Genomic DNA, 15,632 nt, shown 5'->3' with positions numbered 1-15,632 from the left:
GTCACCACCCCCCTCTGGCCGGCAGGCCAGAGGGGGGTGGTGATCCACAAGCCCCTACGGCTTTTCATGCGCGTTGATCTCTTCGATTTCGATCTGCCGGAAGACCGCATCGCGCTGAGACCAGCAAGCCCACGCGATGCTGCCCGCATGCTCGTTGTCGAGGCCGACGGGTTTTCCGACCGCCTCGTCAGCGATCTGCCGGGCCTTCTGCGGGCCGGCGATGCGCTGGTCTTCAACGACACGAAGGTGATCCCGGCGCGCCTCGACGGCGTGCGGCATCGCGGTGAGAACCAGGCGCGCATCGAGGCGACGCTGCATATGCGGGTCAGCCCCGACAGCTGGAAGGCGTTCCTCAAGCCCGCCAAGCGCGTCAGCGTCGGCGACCGCATCAGCTTCGGCCACGAGGGGCGCATCTGCCTGCTCGGCACGCTTGCGGCGACGGTCGCCGAAAAGGGCGAGGGCGGCGAGGTGCTGCTGGAGTTCGATTTCTCCGGCCCCGTGCTTGACGAGGCGATCGCCACGGTCGGCCACATGCCATTGCCGCCCTACATCGCCGGCAAGCGCCTGGAAGACGAGCGCGACGAGGCGGACTACCAGACGGTCTACGCACGAGAGGAAGGTGCGGTTGCCGCACCGACGGCGGGCCTGCATTTCACGCCGGAGCTTCTGGCCGCGCTCGACGCCGCCGGCATCGAGCGGCACTTCGTGACGCTGCATGTGGGGGCCGGAACGTTTCTGCCGGTCAAGGCGGACGACACCGACGATCACCGCATGCACGCCGAATGGGGCGTGGTGAGCGCCGAGACCGCCGCCGCGCTCAACGCCGTGCGGGCCCGCGGCGGGCGCATCGTTTCGGTCGGCACCACGTCGCTGCGCCTTATGGAGAGCGCCGCGCGCCGGACGGGGCGCATCGAGGCATGGTCGGGGACGACCGACATCTTCATCACGCCGGGCTACCGCTTCCATACCGCGGACGTTCTGATGACCAATTTTCACCTGCCGCGCTCGACGCTGTTCATGCTGGTTTCCGCCTTCAGCGGAACGAAGCGCATGAAGGACGCCTACGCCCACGCGATCGACAACGGATACCGCTTCTATTCCTACGGGGATTCGAGCCTGCTTTTCAGGGACGACGGGGCGTGAGCGAGATCTTCACCTTCCGCCTGCTGGCGACCGACGGGGCCGCCCGGCGCGGCGAGATATCGATGCCGCGCGGGGTGATCCGCACGCCGGCCTTCATGCCGGTCGGCACCGGCGGCACCGTCAAGGCCATGTATATGGACCAGGTGCGCGCGCTGGGCGCCGACATCATCCTCGGCAACACCTATCACCTGATGCTGAGGCCGGGCGCGGAACGCGTGGCGCGCCTCGGCGGCCTGCACGAATTCGCCCGCTGGCCCTATCCGATCCTTACCGATTCGGGCGGTTTCCAGGTGATGTCGCTCGCCGATCTGCGCAAGATCACCGAAAAGGGCGTCACCTTCCGCTCGCATGTCGACGGACAGGTCTTCGAGATGCCGCCCGAGCGTTCGATCGAGATCCAGGGCCTGCTCGATTCCGATATCCAGATGCAGCTCGACGAGTGCGTGGCGCTGCCGGCCGAGGAAGCCGAGATCGAACGCGCCATGGAGCTCTCGCTGCGCTGGGCGGAGCGCTGCAAGACAGCCTTCGGCGACCAGCCCGGCAAGGCGATGTTCGGCATCGTCCAGGGCGGCGACAGGCCGCATCTGCGCGAACGATCGGCGAGGGCGCTCGCCGCCATGGATCTGAAGGGCTACGCGGTCGGCGGCCTTGCCGTCGGCGAGCCACAGGCGGTGATGATGGAGATGCTGGAGGCGACCTGTCCGGTGCTTCCCTTCGACAAGCCGCGCTATCTGATGGGGGTCGGCACACCCGACGACATCCTCAAATCCGTGGCGCGCGGCATCGACATGTTCGACTGCGTGATGCCCACCCGCGCCGGGCGCCATGGCCTGGCCTACACACGGCACGGCAAGATCAACCTGAAGAACGCCCGCCATGCGGAGGACACGCGCCCGCTCGACGCGGAAAGCGATTGCCCGGCCTCGCGCGATTATTCGCGCGCCTATCTGCACCATCTGGTGAAGTCGGGTGAATCGCTCGCCGGCATGCTGCTGACCTGGAACAACCTTGCCTACTATCAGTCGCTGATGCAGGACATCCGCGATGCCGTCGAGGCGGGGCGCTTTGCCGAGCGCGCGGCTGAAATCAGCGCCGGGTGGCAGCGGGGGGATCTTCCGCCGCTTTAGGACGAGGACTCACCCGCCGTCTTCCATGCGGCTGCAGGCGCGGTTTCTGGCATGCAAAATGCGTTGCCTCGCCGCTGCCCAAACAACCGGCAGGATCGGCTTCGGATCGTGTGCAAACTTTGGGCAAAAGCCGGCAGCAGGCGGCAATTTTTCTGTAAGCTACAGAAATAGCTTGCGTTTTAAAAACTTCCTCGTTGAAATGCTCTTGAGAGGAGCATTTCTTGACGACATTCGACGAGATGCGCCTGGGGGGCCAGGCCAGACCACCCTACGAAGCCTACCAGAGCTGGTTCGACCGGCAGGATCCCAAACGGCTGAACCAGAAATCGGGAGACGCCGAGCGCGTGTTCCGCAGAACCGGCATCACCTTCGCCGTCTATGGCGACACGGAAGCCGCCGAGCGCCTTATTCCCTTCGACATCGTTCCGCGCATCATCTCCGGCAAGGAGTGGCGCCGCCTGGTGCAGGGCATCGAGCAGCGCGTGCAGGCGCTGAACGCCTTCCTGGACGACATCTACCACCGGCAGGAGATCCTGCGCGCCGGGCGCATCCCGAAAGAGATCATCGCCAACAACGCGGCCTTCCTGCCCGAGATGATCGGCGTCCGGCCGCCCGGCGGCGTCTACACGCACATCATCGGGGTCGACATCGTGCGCACCGGCGAGGACGAGTTCTTCGTGCTCGAGGACAATGCGCGCACGCCCTCCGGCGTCTCCTATATGCTGGAGAACCGCGAGACGATGATGCAGCTCTTTCCCGAGCTCTTCCAGCAGGTGAAGGTGCTGCCGGTCGAAAACTATCCGCAGCTTCTGAGGGAATCGCTGACGGCCGTGCGGCCGCCGAACTGCGACGGCGCCCCGACCATCGCCGTCCTGACGCCCGGCAGTTTCAATTCCGCCTATTTCGAGCACGCCTTCCTGGCCGACCAGATGGGCGTCGAGCTGGTCGAGGGGACGGATCTGCGCGTCGTCGACGGCCATGTGGCGATGCGCACCACGCAGGGCTACAAGAAGATCGACGTGCTCTACCGCCGCGTCGACGACGATTACCTCGATCCCCTGACGTTCCGGCCCGATTCCGTGCTCGGCGTTCCCGGCATCATGGACGTCTACCGGGCCGGCAACATCGCCATCGCCAACGCGCCCGGGACGGGCATCGCCGACGACAAGGCGATCTATTCCTACATGCCCGAGATCGTCGAGTTCTACACCGGACGCAAGGCCATACTGCAGAACGTGCCCACCTGGCGCTGCTCGGAGCCGGACAGCCTTGCCTATGTGATGGAGCATCTGCACGAACTGGTCGTGAAGGAAGTGCACGGTTCCGGCGGCTACGGCATGCTGGTCGGGCCGGCCGCCTCGAAGAAGGAGCGGGCGGCCTTCGCCAGGAAACTTGCCGCCAAGCCGAGCAATTACATCGCCCAGCCGACCCTGTCGCTGTCCACATGCCCGATCCTCACCAGCAAGGGCCTGGCGCCCCGCCACGTGGATCTGCGGCCTTTCGTACTGGTCTCGGACCGCATCCGCATCGTGCCGGGCGGCCTGACGCGCGTCGCGCTGAAGAAAGGCTCCCTCGTCGTCAATTCCTCGCAGGGCGGCGGCACGAAGGACACCTGGGTTCTGGATGACTGAGGGGGCAAGGATCTGACATGCTTCTGGGGCGCTCGGCGAACGGTCTTTACTGGATGCACCGCTACATCGAGCGGGCGGAAAACATGGCGCGCCTGGTCGACACGGGCCTGCGCCTGGCGCTGACGCAGGCCGGCACCGCTTCCGACGAATGGGCCTCGGTGCTCACCAGCGCCGGTGTCAGGGACGTCTTCGAGAAGAACCACGACACCTACGACACCGCGACCGTCACCGATTTCCTGCTGCGCGACCTGAACAACCCGTCGAGCGTCATGTCGTCGATGGAGACCGCGCGCATGAACGCGCGCATGGTGCGCACGGCGCTCACCCGCGAGACCTGGGAGAGCGTCAACGAGGCCTGGATGGCGCTGACGCGGATGCTGAAGCGCCGCGTCGACGAACCGGACCTGCCGGCCGTGCTCGACGCGGTGAAGCGCGAGACGGCGCTCATCCGCGGCGCCTTTCACGGCACCATGCTGCGCAACGAGATCTTCGACTTCGCCCAGATCGGCACGCTGATCGAGCGCGCCGACAACACGGCCCGCATCCTCGACGTCAAATATTACGTGCTGCTGCCTTCAGTCGCCTGGGTCGGTTCCTCGCTGGACAACCATCAATGGCAGACGATCCTGCGGTCGGTCTCGGCGCTGCGCTCCTATCGCTGGACCTATGAAGGCGACTACAAGCCGACCCACATCGCCGATTATCTGATCCTCGACCAGCGCATGCCGCGTTCGCTGTCCTATTGCTATCGGGGCATCTGCGATTCGCTCGACTATCTGGCCGAGCAATACGAGGTCCGGCATCCCTGCCATGAAATGGCCGCAGCCAAACTTCAGAAGCTGAAATCCGCCTCGGTCGCCGATATATTCGAAGAAGGGCTGCACGAGTTCCTGAAGGAATTCATCCGCGACAATGGTGCGCTCGGCGACCGGATCGCCGCGGATTTCCGCTTCTACTGAGGACGGTCGCATGCGCCTGAAGATCTCGCACCGCACGGAGTATCGCTACGACGCGCCGGTGTCCTACGCCCTGCAGCGGCTGCGCCTTGTTCCGCGCAACGGGCCGACACAGGAGGTCGTCGAGTGGTCCCTGACGACCAACGGGGCGCACGACGAGGTTCATTTCATAGACGGTTTCGGCAACGACACGCGGCTGATCAGCATAGCGGGCACGGCGCACACGATGCTGATCGAGGCGAGGGGCGTTATCGATACCCGCAACACGGCGGGCGTCACCGGGCGGCACGAGGGATTGGCTCCTCTGTGGCTGTTCCAGCAGCAGACGCGGCTGTGCACGGCCGGCCGCGGCATCGCGGCGCTGCTCAAGGCAATCAAGGGCGACGACGACGTGGAGCGTCTGCACGGCCTGATGCACGAGGTGCGGGCGCGCGTCGCCTACACTGTCGGCACCACCCATGCGGCGACGACGGCGGAAGAGGCGCTGGCCAAGGGCGAGGGTGTGTGCCAGGACCATGCCCATATCTTTCTGACGGCGGCCCGCGCGATGGGCTTTTCGGCCCGCTATGTGAGCGGCTACCTGCGCATGGACGACACGGACGAGCAGGCAGCAAGCCACGCCTGGGCGGAAGCGCATCTGGAAGGGCTCGGCTGGGTGTCGTTCGACTGCTCGAACGGCATCTCCGCCGACGAGCGCTATGCGCGGGTGGCGACCGGCCGCGACTACCGCGACGCCATGCCGGTCATGGGAATCCGGCTGGGCCACGCGCAGGAAGAGCTTGCGGTCCAGATCACAGTCGAGCAGTAATCTTCGTGACGATTCTGCAAGGGGTGCCGTCCGCATGACCTATTGTGTCGGGCTGAAGATCAACAAGGGACTGGTGTTCATGTCCGACACCCGGACCAATGCCGGTGTCGACAACGTCTCGACCTTCCGCAAGATGCGCTGCTGGACGAAAGCCGACGAGCGCGTGATGGTTCTGCTTTCGGCGGGCAATCTTGCCACCACCCAGGCCGTCGTCAGCCTGCTCGACGAGCGCACCAAGGCGCCTGACGAGCGCACGCTCTCCATGCTCGAGACGCCGTCCATGTATCAGGCCGCCCGGCTGGTCGGCGACACGGTGAAGGAGGTGATCCGCCAGTCGGCGCCCGTCGGCCAGAATGCCGACGCCTTCGGCGCCTCCTTCGTCCTCGGCGGACAGATCCGCGGCATGGAGCCGCGCCTGTTCCTGATCTATCCCGAGGGCAACTTCATCGAAGCGGGTGAGGACACGCCGTTCTTCCAGATCGGCGAGACGAAATACGGCAAGCCGATCCTCGTCAGGGCCTACGACCCGGCGATGAGTTTTGAGGAAACGATAAAGCTGCTGCTCGTCTCGTTCGATTCGACGCTGAAGTCCAATCTCTCGGTCGGCCTGCCGCTGGATCTTCTCTTCTACGAGCGCGACAGCTTCCGCATCGGCTACGAAAAGCGCATCGATCAGGACGATGCCTATTTCCGGACCATATCGGATGGCTGGTCGAGCGCGCTGAAGACCGCCTTCAAGAGCCTGCCCGACTTCTCGCGCTGAACCGCATGGCACGTCGGCCGATCAGGCGGCCACCGAGGCCGACGGCTTCAGCCAGACACCGGTGATGAGATAGACGCCGTCCGCCTGGCGCTCCAGCGCATACAGCGCCTCGTAGCAACGGCTGTCCGGCCCGGTCAGGATCACCCGTTGCACGATGGCCGTCTCGTTCACCTCCTTTGCCGTGCCGAACGCATAGTTGAGCGGCCGGTAGATGGGCTGGAAGCCGCTCATCACCATCAGCATGAAGCGGTCGACCGTGGGAAACACGCGTTTGACACTGGGCGCGGTGTAGGAATAGGCGCGCTCGTCGTCGCCATCGCGGAACGCATCGATCTGGGCGGTGATCGAGGACCGTGCGGCGCGGATCTCCGCCTCGCCGGCAAATGCGAAGGCCGGTGAAAGGGCAAGAAGAAGCGTCAGCACCAAAGCACGCAACATCACAACCTCCTATGCTTTTGAGATGGTGCCGCGCCCCAGGCAGGAAAAGACGTGCGTCTTCAAGCCTGCGTGAAAGGAATTTGAAGCGATGCACGCGCTCCGCCGCGGGACCTGGCAGACGCCCGTTACGTTTTGTGTTTTCGCAGGTCTCTTGTTTTATGTTCGTTTTTCCGGATAATCGGCAAAAAACGAAAACGAGAACCCTATGGACACATCCTTCCTGCTGCCGCGTCACGCGGAAATCCTCGCGCTCGCCAAGGAGCACGGGCGCGTTCTGGTCGATGATCTTGCGGTGCATTTCAACGTCACGCCGCAGACGATCCGGCGCGATCTCAACGACCTTTGCGAGCGTCGGCTCCTGTCGCGCATCCACGGGGGCGCCTTGCTGCCGTCCGGCATCGAGAACATGGAATATGAGGCGCGGCGCAAGATCGCGGCCGAGGAAAAGCGCGCCATCGGCCAGGCGGCCGCCCGCCTGATCCCCGATCGTGCGTCGCTGTTCGTTAACATCGGCACCACCACGGAAGCCGTCAGCGATGCGCTGCTCGACCATGACGGGCTGATGGTCATCACCAATAACATCAATGTTGCCAACAGGATGAGGGTGTATCCTTCCTTTGAGGTCATCATTACGGGCGGTGTCGTGCGCGGGTCCGACGGCGGCGTCGTCGGCGAGGCGGCGGTGGACTTCATCCGCCAGTTCAAGGTGGACTTTGCGGTGATCGGCGTGTCGGCCATCGACCATGACGGTGCGCTCTACGACTTCGATTTTCGCGAGGTGAAGGTGGCGCAGGCGATCATCGCCAACGCGCGTCACGTGATCCTGGTTTCGGATTCGACGAAATTCGAACGCAGCGCGCCGGTGCGCATCGGCCATATATCGCAGGTCGGAACCTTCATCACCGATGCGTGCCCGGTGCGCTCGGTGCGCGACGTCTGCAGGGATGCGGATGTGCGCCTCATCGAGACAGCGAAATAGGCCGGCGACATATTTTCGTTTGACATTCGTTATGGTTTCAAAATAATTCCTTTTGTCTCTGCCGAATGACCGGAGCGGCAGCCAATGCCGACACATGGCGGGACGAAAGGGAGGATGGATTGCCCGGTTCAGGCGCGAACGCACCGAGCGTTTATGACGTGTTCGTCATCGGCGGCGGCATCAACGGATGCGGCATCGCCCGCGACGCCGCAGGGCGCGGCTATTCCGTATGCCTTGCCGAGATGAACGACCTGGCGAGCGGCACCTCCTCCGGTTCCACCAAGCTCATTCACGGTGGCCTGCGCTATCTCGAATATTACGAGTTCCGCCTCGTGCGCGAAGCGCTGATGGAGCGCGAGGTGCTGTGGCGCAACGCGCCGCACATCATCTGGCCGATGCGCTTCGTCCTGCCGCTGCACAAGGGATTGCGGCCGGCCTGGCTGATCCGCCTCGGCCTGTTCCTCTACGATCACATCGGCGGGCGCAAACTGCTGCCCAAGACTCGCACGCTCGACATGCGCACCGATCCGGCGGGCGAGCCGCTGAAGAGCGCCTACCGGCGCGCTTTCGAATATTCGGATTGCTGGGTCAACGACGCGCGCTTCGTCGTCCTCAACGCACGCGATGCCGCCGACCGCGGCGCAGCCGTCCACACGCGCACGAAGGTGCTGTCGGCCAAGGGCGAGGGCGGTCTGTGGACGATCCGCATGCAGGATCTGCGCACCGGCGAGACCGGCACCGTGCAGGCGCGCTATCTGGTCAACGCGGCCGGCCCCTGGGTCGATCACGTGATCGCCGGCGTGCTCGGCCGCAACGACGTCGCCAATGTGCGCCTGGTCAAGGGCAGCCACATCGTCATCCGGCGCAAGTTCGACGATCCGCGCGCCTATTTCTTCCAGAATGCCGACGGGCGCATCATCTTCGCCATCCCCTATGAGGAAGACTTCACGCTGATCGGCACCACGGACCAGGATTTCGACGGCGATCCGAAGGCCGTGGCGATCAGCGACGGGGAGGTCGACTATCTCTGCGCGGCGGCCAGCGAGTATTTTGCTGAGCCGGTGCGGCGCGAGGACATCGTCTGGACCTATTCCGGCGTGCGGCCGCTGTTCGACGACGGCGCCTCCAAGGCGCAGGAGGCGACCCGCGATTACGTGCTGAAGACGGAGGGAGCGGCCGCCGGCGCTCCGGTGCTGCACGTCTTCGGCGGCAAGATCACCACCTACAGGAAGTTGGCCGAATCGGCGCTTGAGAAGATCTCCGAGACGCTCGGCGCCAAGGGCCGGCCGTGGACACAGGAAGGCGCGCTGCCGGGCGGCGATTTCGCCTTCGACGGCTACGCGGCCGAGGTCGATGCGCTGCTGCGCGAGCATCCGTATCTGGAGCGCCCGCATGCGCGCCGGCTCGTTCGCCTCTATGGCACGCGTGCGCGCCGGCTGCTCGGATCGGCGGAGAATGTGGCGGATCTCGGCCGCCATTTCGGCTCCGATCTTTATGAGGTCGAGCTCGACTATCTGATACGAGAGGAATGGGCGCTGAAGGCGGAGGATGTCCTGTGGCGCCGCACGAAGAGGGGGCTGCATCTCTCGGCAGAGGAGGCGGCAGCGGTCGACGCATTCATGCGCGGACGCACCGGTGCCAACGATGCAGTCAGGGTGGAGAAGGGCGATGCTGGAACTGCGTAACGTCTCGAAGGTCGTTTCCGGACAGACGCACATCAACGACGTATCGCTGACCCTTCAGCCCGGTTCGCTGAACGTGCTGCTGGGTCCGACGCTGGCCGGCAAGACCAGCCTGATGCGGCTGATGGCCGGCCTAGACAGGCCGACCGCGGGCAGCGTCTGGATGGAAGACCGGGACGTGACCGGCGTGCCGGTGCAGAAGCGCAGCGTCGCCATGGTCTATCAGCAGTTCATCAACTACCCGGCGATGACCGTCTACGAGAACATCGCCTCGCCGCTGCGCGTCGCCGGCGCCGACAAGGCGACGATCGAGGAAAAGGTGGCCAGGGCGGCCGATCTGCTGCATCTGACGCCGCATCTCGCCCGCACCCCGCTCGAACTGTCGGGCGGCCAGCAGCAGCGCACGGCGCTGGCGCGGGCGATGGTCAAGGAGGCGCGACTGGTGCTTCTCGACGAGCCGCTCGCCAATCTCGACTACAAGCTGCGCGAGGAGCTGCGCGCCGAGCTGCCGAAGATCTTCGCCGCGTCCGGTGCGATCTTCGTCTATGCGACCACCGAGCCGAGCGAGGCCCTGCTTCTGGGCGGCAACACGGCAACCCTCTCCCAGGGCCGGGTGACGCAGTTCGGTCCGACCATCGAGGTGTTCCGCGAACCGGTCGATCTCGTCACGGCGCGCACCTTCGCCGATCCGCCGCTCAACATCGTCGCGGTGCGCAAATCGGCGGGCGAGCTCCAGCTCGACAGCGGCGACCGCCTGCCGGTTCCATCAGGTCTTTCAGGCCTTGCAGACGGCGGCTACACGCTCGGTTTCCAGCCGCATCACCTTTCGCTCGCCGCGCGCGCGCCCGACGCCTTGCGCATCGGCGCCGTGGTGTCGGTGACGGAGATCACCGGTTCGGAGAGTTTTGTGCATCTCGACTTCGCCGGTCACCGCTGGGTGATGCTGGAAGAGGGGGTGCACCGGTTCGACGTGGGCGAAGCGATCGATGTGTTCATCGACACCCGCCACATGCTTGTCTTCGACGCCGGCGGCCGACGGATTTCCTCCGCCGGCGCAATGGCCGCATAGGAGGGGCGGATGGCACGCATCGACCTCGACAACATCCGACACGCCTATATGCCTGCACCGAAACGCGACGAGGATTTCGCCTTAAAACGCGTCCATCACACCTTCGACGACGGCGGGGCCTATGCCTTGCTCGGCCCCTCCGGATGCGGCAAGACCACGCTCTTGAACATCATGTCGGGGCTTTTGCGACCGACGGAGGGCAAGATCCTGTTCGACGGCCGCGACGTGACGGGCCTGTCGACGGAAGAACGCAACATCGCGCAGGTGTTCCAGTTCCCCGTCGTCTACGACACGATGACCGTCTACGACAATCTTGCCTTTCCGTTGCGCAACCGCGGCGTGGCAGCCGATGAGATCGACCGGCGCGTCACCGAAACGCTCGCCATGATCGGCCTGGCCGAACGCGCCAGGCAGAAGGCAAGGGGACTGACCGCCGACGACAAGCAGAAGATCGCGCTCGGTCGCGGCCTCGTGCGCTCCGACGTCAGCGCCATCCTGTTCGACGAGCCGCTGACCGTCATCGATCCGCACATGAAATGGGTCCTGCGCTCGCAGCTGAAGGAGCTGCACCGGCGCTTCTCCTTCACCATGGTCTATGTGACGCACGATCAGACCGAGGCGCTGACCTTCGCCGACCAGGTGGTGGTCATGAACGAGGGCGAGATCGTGCAGATCGGAACTCCCGAAGAGCTGTTCGAGCGCCCCAACCACACATTCGTCGGCTATTTCATCGGCTCGCCGGGCATGAACGTGCTGCCGGTGGTGCTCGACGGGGCGGTGGCGCGCATCGGAAGCCATGTGATGACCCTGCCGGGTGCGACCGGACCGGTCGGCGCGCAGCGCACGGAACTCGGCATCCGGCCCGAATATGTGCGCATCGGCCGGGAAGGGATTCCCGTCACCGTCGAGCGGGTCGAGGATGTCGGCCGGCGCAAGATCGTGCATGCCTCGATCGACGGGCACCCGCTTGCCGCGATCGTGCCGGAAGATGAGGCGGTGCCGGCCGAGCCGCATGTGCGGTTCGAGCCTGCGGGCATCAATGTCTACGCCGATTCCTGGCGGATGGACCTGGGAGAGGCGTCATGACCAAGACATGGAACAATCGCGCCTGGTTCTTCGTGCTGCCGGTGCTCCTGCTCGTCGCCTTCAACGCCATCATTCCGCTGATGACGGTGGTCAATTATTCGGTCCAGGAAACCTTCGGCAACAACCTGTTCTTCTTCGAGGGCACCAAATGGTACGAGGCGGTGCTCGCCTCCGAACGCTTCCACGGCGCGCTTCTCAGGCAGTTCATGTTCACCGGCATCATCCTCCTCATCGAGGTGCCGCTCGGCGTCGCGATCGCCCTCACCATGCCGCGTTCCGGTCCCTGGGTGTCGGTCTGTCTGGTGCTGATGGCGCTGCCGCTGCTCATCCCGTGGAACGTCGTCGGCGCCATGTGGAACATCATGGCGCTGCCCGACATCGGCCTGCTTGGCTACGGCCTCAACAAGCTCGGCATTCCGTACAATTTCACGCGCCAGCCCTTTTCGGCCTGGTTCACCGTGGTGCTGATGGACGTCTGGCACTGGACCTCGCTGGTCGTGCTGCTCGCCTACGCCGGCCTGCGCTCCATCCCGGAAGCCTATTACCAGGCGGCCAAGATCGACGGCGCCTCGCGCTTCTCCGTCTTCCGCTTCATCCAGCTTCCGAAGATGAACCGGGTGCTCACCATCGCCGTCCTGCTGCGCTTCATGGACTCCTTCATGATCTACACGGAGCCCTTCGTGCTGACCGGCGGCGGGCCCGGCAATTCCACAACCTTCCTGTCCATCGATCTGGTCAAGGCGGCGCTCGGCGAATTCAACCTCGGCATCGCCGCCGCCATGAGCATCATCTACTTCCTGATGACGCTGCTGGTGAGCTGGATCTTCTACACGCTGATGACCCGGGGAGAGGAGCAATGAGACTGTCCCGCTGGCTGGTGCCCACGCTCTACATCGTCTTCCTGCTCCTGCCGATCTACTGGCTCGTCAACATGTCGTTCAAGACGACCAACGAGATTCTCGGCGGCTTCAGCCCCTGGCCGAAGAACTTCACCATCGACAGTTACGTCACCATCCTGACCAATCCGGTCTGGTACAATGGTTACATCAGCTCGATCAGCTATGTTCTTATAAACACGGTCATTTCCGTGTCCTTTGCGCTGCCGGCCGCCTATGCCTTCTCGCGCTATCGCTTCCTCGGCGACAAGCACCTGTTCTTCTGGCTGCTGACCAACCGGATGGCACCGCCCGCCGTCTTCGCGCTGCCCTTCTACCAGCTCTATTCGGCGATCGGCCTGTTCGACACGCCCTGGGCCGTGGCGCTGGCGCACTGCCTGTTCAACATCCCGCTGGCCGTGTGGATCCTGGAAGGCTTCATGTCCGGCGTGCCGAAGGAAATCGACGAGACCGCCTATATCGACGGCTATTCCTTCCCGCGCTTCTTCGTAAAGATCTTCATGCCGCTGATCGCCTCCGGCATCGGCGTCACGGCCTTCTTCTGCTTCATGTTCTCGTGGGTGGAGCTGCTTTTGGCCAAAACGCTGACCTCGGTCGCCGCCAAGCCCATCGCCGCGGTCATGACGCGCACGGCGAGCACGTCGGGCTACGAGCTCGGCCTTCTGGCCGCCGCCGGCGTGCTGACCATCATTCCGGGCGCCATCGTCATTTATTTCGTCCGCAACTACATCGCCAAGGGCTTCGCCCTCGGGCGCGTGTGACTGGGAGGAAAGCCATGAACATCTTCTTGGATCTCACCTGGATGGCCTGGACCTGGCAGACCGCCACGTTCTTCCTCGTCATCCTGGCGCTGCTCGTCGGCATGACGGCGTGGGAGTGGGCGAGCCCCGGCGGCGGCCCTCGTCACGGCGTTCTGGGCCTCGACACGACGCGCGGGGACAGGCTGTTCATTTCGCTTTTGGGCAGCGCCTTCATCCATCTTGGATGGCTGGGGCTGACCGACTTGCCGCTGTGGGGCGGCACGATCTTGTCGCTGGCCTATGCCTCTGCGGTGTTCCGCTGGGTGTAGCGTTTCGGCAGGTAGGACGCGGGAACGCAGCCGCGTTCCGGCGGATCGGGTGTGAGGGATCGCCGCAGGAATGACGATCCGGAACACCGTAACCGCAGTCGTGAACGACATGCGGAAATTGGAGGAGGAGATTGAAATGAAAGCGCATTTAAAGGCATCCGTTGCCGCGCTCGCCGTGATCTGGTTCAGTGGCCAGGCCATGGCGGACATGGCGGCAGCGGAAAAATGGATCGATGCGGAGTTCCAGCCGTCGACGCTCTCCCGCCAGGAGCAGCTCGCCGAGATGGAATGGTTCATCAAGGCGGCCGAGCCCTTTGCGGGCATGGAAATCAATGTCCTGTCGGAAACCATCCCGACGCACACCTATGAATCGGAGACCCTGGCCAAGGCATTCCAGGAGATCACCGGCATCAAGGTGAACCACCAGCTTTTGGGCGAAGGCGAAGTGGTGCAGGCGGTCCAGACGCAGATGCAGACGAACCGCAACCTCTACGACGCCTATGTCAACGATGCCGATCTGGTGGGCACCCATTCCCGCCTGCAGAGCGCCGTCAACCTGACCGAGTGGATGGAGGGCGAAGGCAAGGACGTGACCTCGCCGACCCTCGATCTGGAGGATTTCATCGGCATCGCCTCGGGCACCGGGCCGGACGGCAAGCTCTGGCAGCTTCCCGACCAGCAGTTCGCCAACCTCTACTGGTACCGCAAGGACTGGTTCGACCGGCCGGACCTGAAGGAGAAGTTCAAGGCCAAATACGGCTACGAGCTCGGCGTGCCGGTCAATTGGTCGGCCTATGAGGATATCGCCGATTTCTTCACCAACGACGTGAAGGAGATCGACGGCGTCCGGGTCTATGGCCACATGGACTACGGCAAGCGCGCGCCGGACCTCGGATGGCGCATGACCGACGCCTGGCTTTCCATGGCCGGGGCCGGCTCGAAGGGGCTGCCGAATGGCCGCCCGATCGACGAATGGGGCATCCGCATGGAGGAGGGCTCCTGCAACCCGGCCGGCGCCTCCGTCGCGCGTGGCGGTGCGGCGAACGGCCCGGCCGCCGTCTACGCGATCCGCAAATGGGACGAGTGGCTGCGCCAGTATGCACCGCCCGGCGCCGCCGACCTCGACTTCTACCAGTCGCTGCCGGCCCTCAGCCAGGGCAACGTCGCCCAACAGATCTTCTGGTACACCGCCTTCACCGCCGACATGGTGAAGGCCAAGGGCGAGGGCAACAACACGGTCGACGACGACGGCAACCCGCTGTGGAAGATGGCTCCTTCGCCGCACGGCCCCTACTGGGAAGAGGGCATGAAGCTCGGCTACCAGGACGTCGGCTCCTGGACGCTCTTCAAGTCGACACCGGCGGATCGGCGCAAGGCGGCCTGGCTCTACGCCCAGTTCGTGACCTCGAAGACCGTGGACGTGAAGAAGAGCCATACCGGTCTGACGGTCATCCGCGACTCGACCATCAATCACGAATCGTTCACGGAACGGTCGAAGAAGCTGGGCGGACTGGTCGAATTCTATCGGTCGCCGGACCGGGTTCTGTGGACGGACACCGGCGTCAACGTGCCCGACTACCCGAAGCTGGCGCAGATCTGGTGGCAGCAGATCGGCGACGTGAACTCCGGTGCCTTCACTCCGCAGGAGGCCATGGATCGGCTTGCAGCCGAGATGGACCTGACCATGGCGCGCATGCAGGCGGCCGACGAATCGGCCAATGTCTATGGCGGCTGCGGACCGCGCCTGAACGAGGAGAAGGACCCTTCGGAATGGATCGGCAAGGGCGGCGCCAAGGCGAAGCTTGAAAACGAGAAGCCGCAGGGCGAGACCATCGCCTATGAGGAGCTGATCAAGCGCTGGGAGTAGGCTTGCTCTTGCCTCTCCAGGCTTTGATGTGAAGATTGAGGGGCGGCACTTGCCCCTCACCCTTACCCTCTCCCCGCCAGCGGGGAGAGGGGGGCTTGGAGGTTGCGGCCATCCTTCC

The 15,632-nt window shown here is 64.4% G+C and carries 15 protein-coding genes; 14 read left to right on the top strand and 1 reads right to left on the bottom strand.

The features are described from left to right. The first annotated feature begins 66 nt into the window (after positions 1-66). The 6 genes from queA to NUU27_RS22450 all read left to right on the top strand — a co-directional run bounded on the left by queA (position 67) and on the right by NUU27_RS22450 (position 6,428). Complete coding sequence (gene queA, locus NUU27_RS22475) at positions 67-1,143, top strand: tRNA preQ1(34) S-adenosylmethionine ribosyltransferase-isomerase QueA (protein ID WP_257764538.1); 1,077 nt, start codon at positions 67-69, stop codon at positions 1,141-1,143. Beyond that, positions 1,140-2,270 (top strand): tRNA guanosine(34) transglycosylase Tgt, encoded by a 1,131-nt coding sequence (gene tgt, locus NUU27_RS22470; protein ID WP_257764536.1) that lies wholly within the window; start codon positions 1,140-1,142, stop codon positions 2,268-2,270. Before queA ends, tgt begins: the two co-directional genes overlap by 4 nt. Before the next feature lie 221 nt (positions 2,271-2,491). Next, complete coding sequence (locus NUU27_RS22465) at positions 2,492-3,901, top strand: circularly permuted type 2 ATP-grasp protein (RefSeq protein WP_374567948.1); 1,410 nt, start codon at positions 2,492-2,494, stop codon at positions 3,899-3,901. 17 nt (positions 3,902-3,918) lie between these two features. After that, complete coding sequence (locus NUU27_RS22460) at positions 3,919-4,860, top strand: alpha-E domain-containing protein (protein ID WP_257764535.1); 942 nt, start codon at positions 3,919-3,921, stop codon at positions 4,858-4,860. Between the two features lie 10 nt (positions 4,861-4,870). After that, on the top strand, positions 4,871-5,665 hold the full coding sequence (locus NUU27_RS22455; protein WP_257764534.1) for a transglutaminase family protein: 795 nt from the start codon (positions 4,871-4,873) through the stop codon (positions 5,663-5,665). 34 nt (positions 5,666-5,699) lie between these two features. Continuing rightward, positions 5,700-6,428: a proteasome-type protease gene (locus NUU27_RS22450; protein WP_257764533.1), complete on the top strand. Its 729-nt coding sequence runs from the start codon at positions 5,700-5,702 to the stop codon at positions 6,426-6,428. A 21-nt stretch (positions 6,429-6,449) separates the two neighbouring features. On the opposite strand, the gene NUU27_RS22445 is transcribed toward NUU27_RS22450, so the two are convergent. Continuing rightward, the gene (locus NUU27_RS22445; protein WP_257764532.1) at positions 6,450-6,866 is read right to left on the bottom strand and encodes a DUF4864 domain-containing protein; all 417 of its coding nucleotides are present in this window, start codon (positions 6,864-6,866) and stop codon (positions 6,450-6,452) included. 205 nt (positions 6,867-7,071) lie between these two features. On the opposite strand from NUU27_RS22445, the gene NUU27_RS22440 reads away from it, so the two are divergent. From NUU27_RS22440 to NUU27_RS22405, 8 genes are all read left to right on the top strand, one after another. Next, positions 7,072-7,845: a DeoR/GlpR family DNA-binding transcription regulator gene (locus NUU27_RS22440; protein WP_257764531.1), complete on the top strand. Its 774-nt coding sequence runs from the start codon at positions 7,072-7,074 to the stop codon at positions 7,843-7,845. Between the two features lie 119 nt (positions 7,846-7,964). Continuing rightward, positions 7,965-9,530: a glycerol-3-phosphate dehydrogenase gene (gene glpD / locus NUU27_RS22435; RefSeq protein ID WP_257764530.1), complete on the top strand. Its 1,566-nt coding sequence runs from the start codon at positions 7,965-7,967 to the stop codon at positions 9,528-9,530. Then, positions 9,514-10,596, top strand: coding sequence for an ABC transporter ATP-binding protein (locus NUU27_RS22430; RefSeq protein WP_257764529.1), 1,083 nt, complete (start codon positions 9,514-9,516; stop codon positions 10,594-10,596). Before glpD ends, NUU27_RS22430 begins: the two co-directional genes overlap by 17 nt. A gap of 9 nt (positions 10,597-10,605) precedes the next feature. After that, positions 10,606-11,682 (top strand): ABC transporter ATP-binding protein, encoded by a 1,077-nt coding sequence (locus tag NUU27_RS22425; RefSeq protein ID WP_257764528.1) that lies wholly within the window; start codon positions 10,606-10,608, stop codon positions 11,680-11,682. Further along, positions 11,679-12,542 carry a carbohydrate ABC transporter permease gene (locus NUU27_RS22420; RefSeq protein WP_257764527.1) on the top strand — a complete coding sequence of 288 codons (864 nt, stop codon included), beginning with the start codon at positions 11,679-11,681 and terminating at the stop codon, positions 12,540-12,542. The genes NUU27_RS22425 and NUU27_RS22420 overlap by 4 nt, the downstream gene beginning before the upstream one ends. Beyond that, a complete protein-coding gene (locus tag NUU27_RS22415; protein ID WP_257764526.1) occupies positions 12,539-13,339 on the top strand; it encodes a carbohydrate ABC transporter permease in 801 nt (266 codons plus the stop codon). Before NUU27_RS22420 ends, NUU27_RS22415 begins: the two co-directional genes overlap by 4 nt. A 14-nt stretch (positions 13,340-13,353) precedes the next feature. Continuing rightward, positions 13,354-13,647 carry a DUF2160 domain-containing protein gene (locus NUU27_RS22410; RefSeq protein WP_257764525.1) on the top strand — a complete coding sequence of 98 codons (294 nt, stop codon included), beginning with the start codon at positions 13,354-13,356 and terminating at the stop codon, positions 13,645-13,647. Between the two features lie 136 nt (positions 13,648-13,783). Next, a complete protein-coding gene (locus tag NUU27_RS22405) occupies positions 13,784-15,514 on the top strand; it encodes an ABC transporter substrate-binding protein (RefSeq protein ID WP_257764524.1) in 1,731 nt (576 codons plus the stop codon). Positions 15,515-15,632: the final 118 nt, after the last annotated feature.

Origin of the sequence: Nitratireductor sp. ZSWI3, assembly GCF_024655565.1 — a bacterium.
Lineage (GTDB): Bacteria > Pseudomonadota > Alphaproteobacteria > Rhizobiales > Rhizobiaceae > Nitratireductor.
This window is presented reverse-complemented; position numbering and strand designations above follow the sequence as displayed.

Bases quoted from the DNA above. Each gene is read 5' to 3' on its own strand.
- NUU27_RS22455 (WP_257764534.1), top strand. From the start codon at position 4,871: ATGCGCCTGAAGATCTCGCACCGCACGGAGTATCGCTACGACGCGCCG.
- NUU27_RS22410 (WP_257764525.1), top strand. From the start codon at position 13,354: ATGAACATCTTCTTGGATCTCACCTGGATGGCCTGGACCTGGCAGACC.
- NUU27_RS22460 (WP_257764535.1), top strand. From the start codon at position 3,919: ATGCTTCTGGGGCGCTCGGCGAACGGTCTTTACTGGATGCACCGCTAC.
- NUU27_RS22405 (WP_257764524.1), top strand. From the start codon at position 13,784: ATGAAAGCGCATTTAAAGGCATCCGTTGCCGCGCTCGCCGTGATCTGG.
- NUU27_RS22420 (WP_257764527.1), top strand. From the start codon at position 11,679: ATGACCAAGACATGGAACAATCGCGCCTGGTTCTTCGTGCTGCCGGTG.
- NUU27_RS22415 (WP_257764526.1), top strand. From the start codon at position 12,539: ATGAGACTGTCCCGCTGGCTGGTGCCCACGCTCTACATCGTCTTCCTG.
- NUU27_RS22430 (WP_257764529.1), top strand. From the start codon at position 9,514: ATGCTGGAACTGCGTAACGTCTCGAAGGTCGTTTCCGGACAGACGCAC.
- NUU27_RS22445 (WP_257764532.1), bottom strand. From the start codon at position 6,866: ATGTTGCGTGCTTTGGTGCTGACGCTTCTTCTTGCCCTTTCACCGGCC.
- queA (WP_257764538.1), top strand. From the start codon at position 67: ATGCGCGTTGATCTCTTCGATTTCGATCTGCCGGAAGACCGCATCGCG.
- NUU27_RS22440 (WP_257764531.1), top strand. From the start codon at position 7,072: ATGGACACATCCTTCCTGCTGCCGCGTCACGCGGAAATCCTCGCGCTC.
- NUU27_RS22450 (WP_257764533.1), top strand. From the start codon at position 5,700: ATGACCTATTGTGTCGGGCTGAAGATCAACAAGGGACTGGTGTTCATG.
- NUU27_RS22425 (WP_257764528.1), top strand. From the start codon at position 10,606: ATGGCACGCATCGACCTCGACAACATCCGACACGCCTATATGCCTGCA.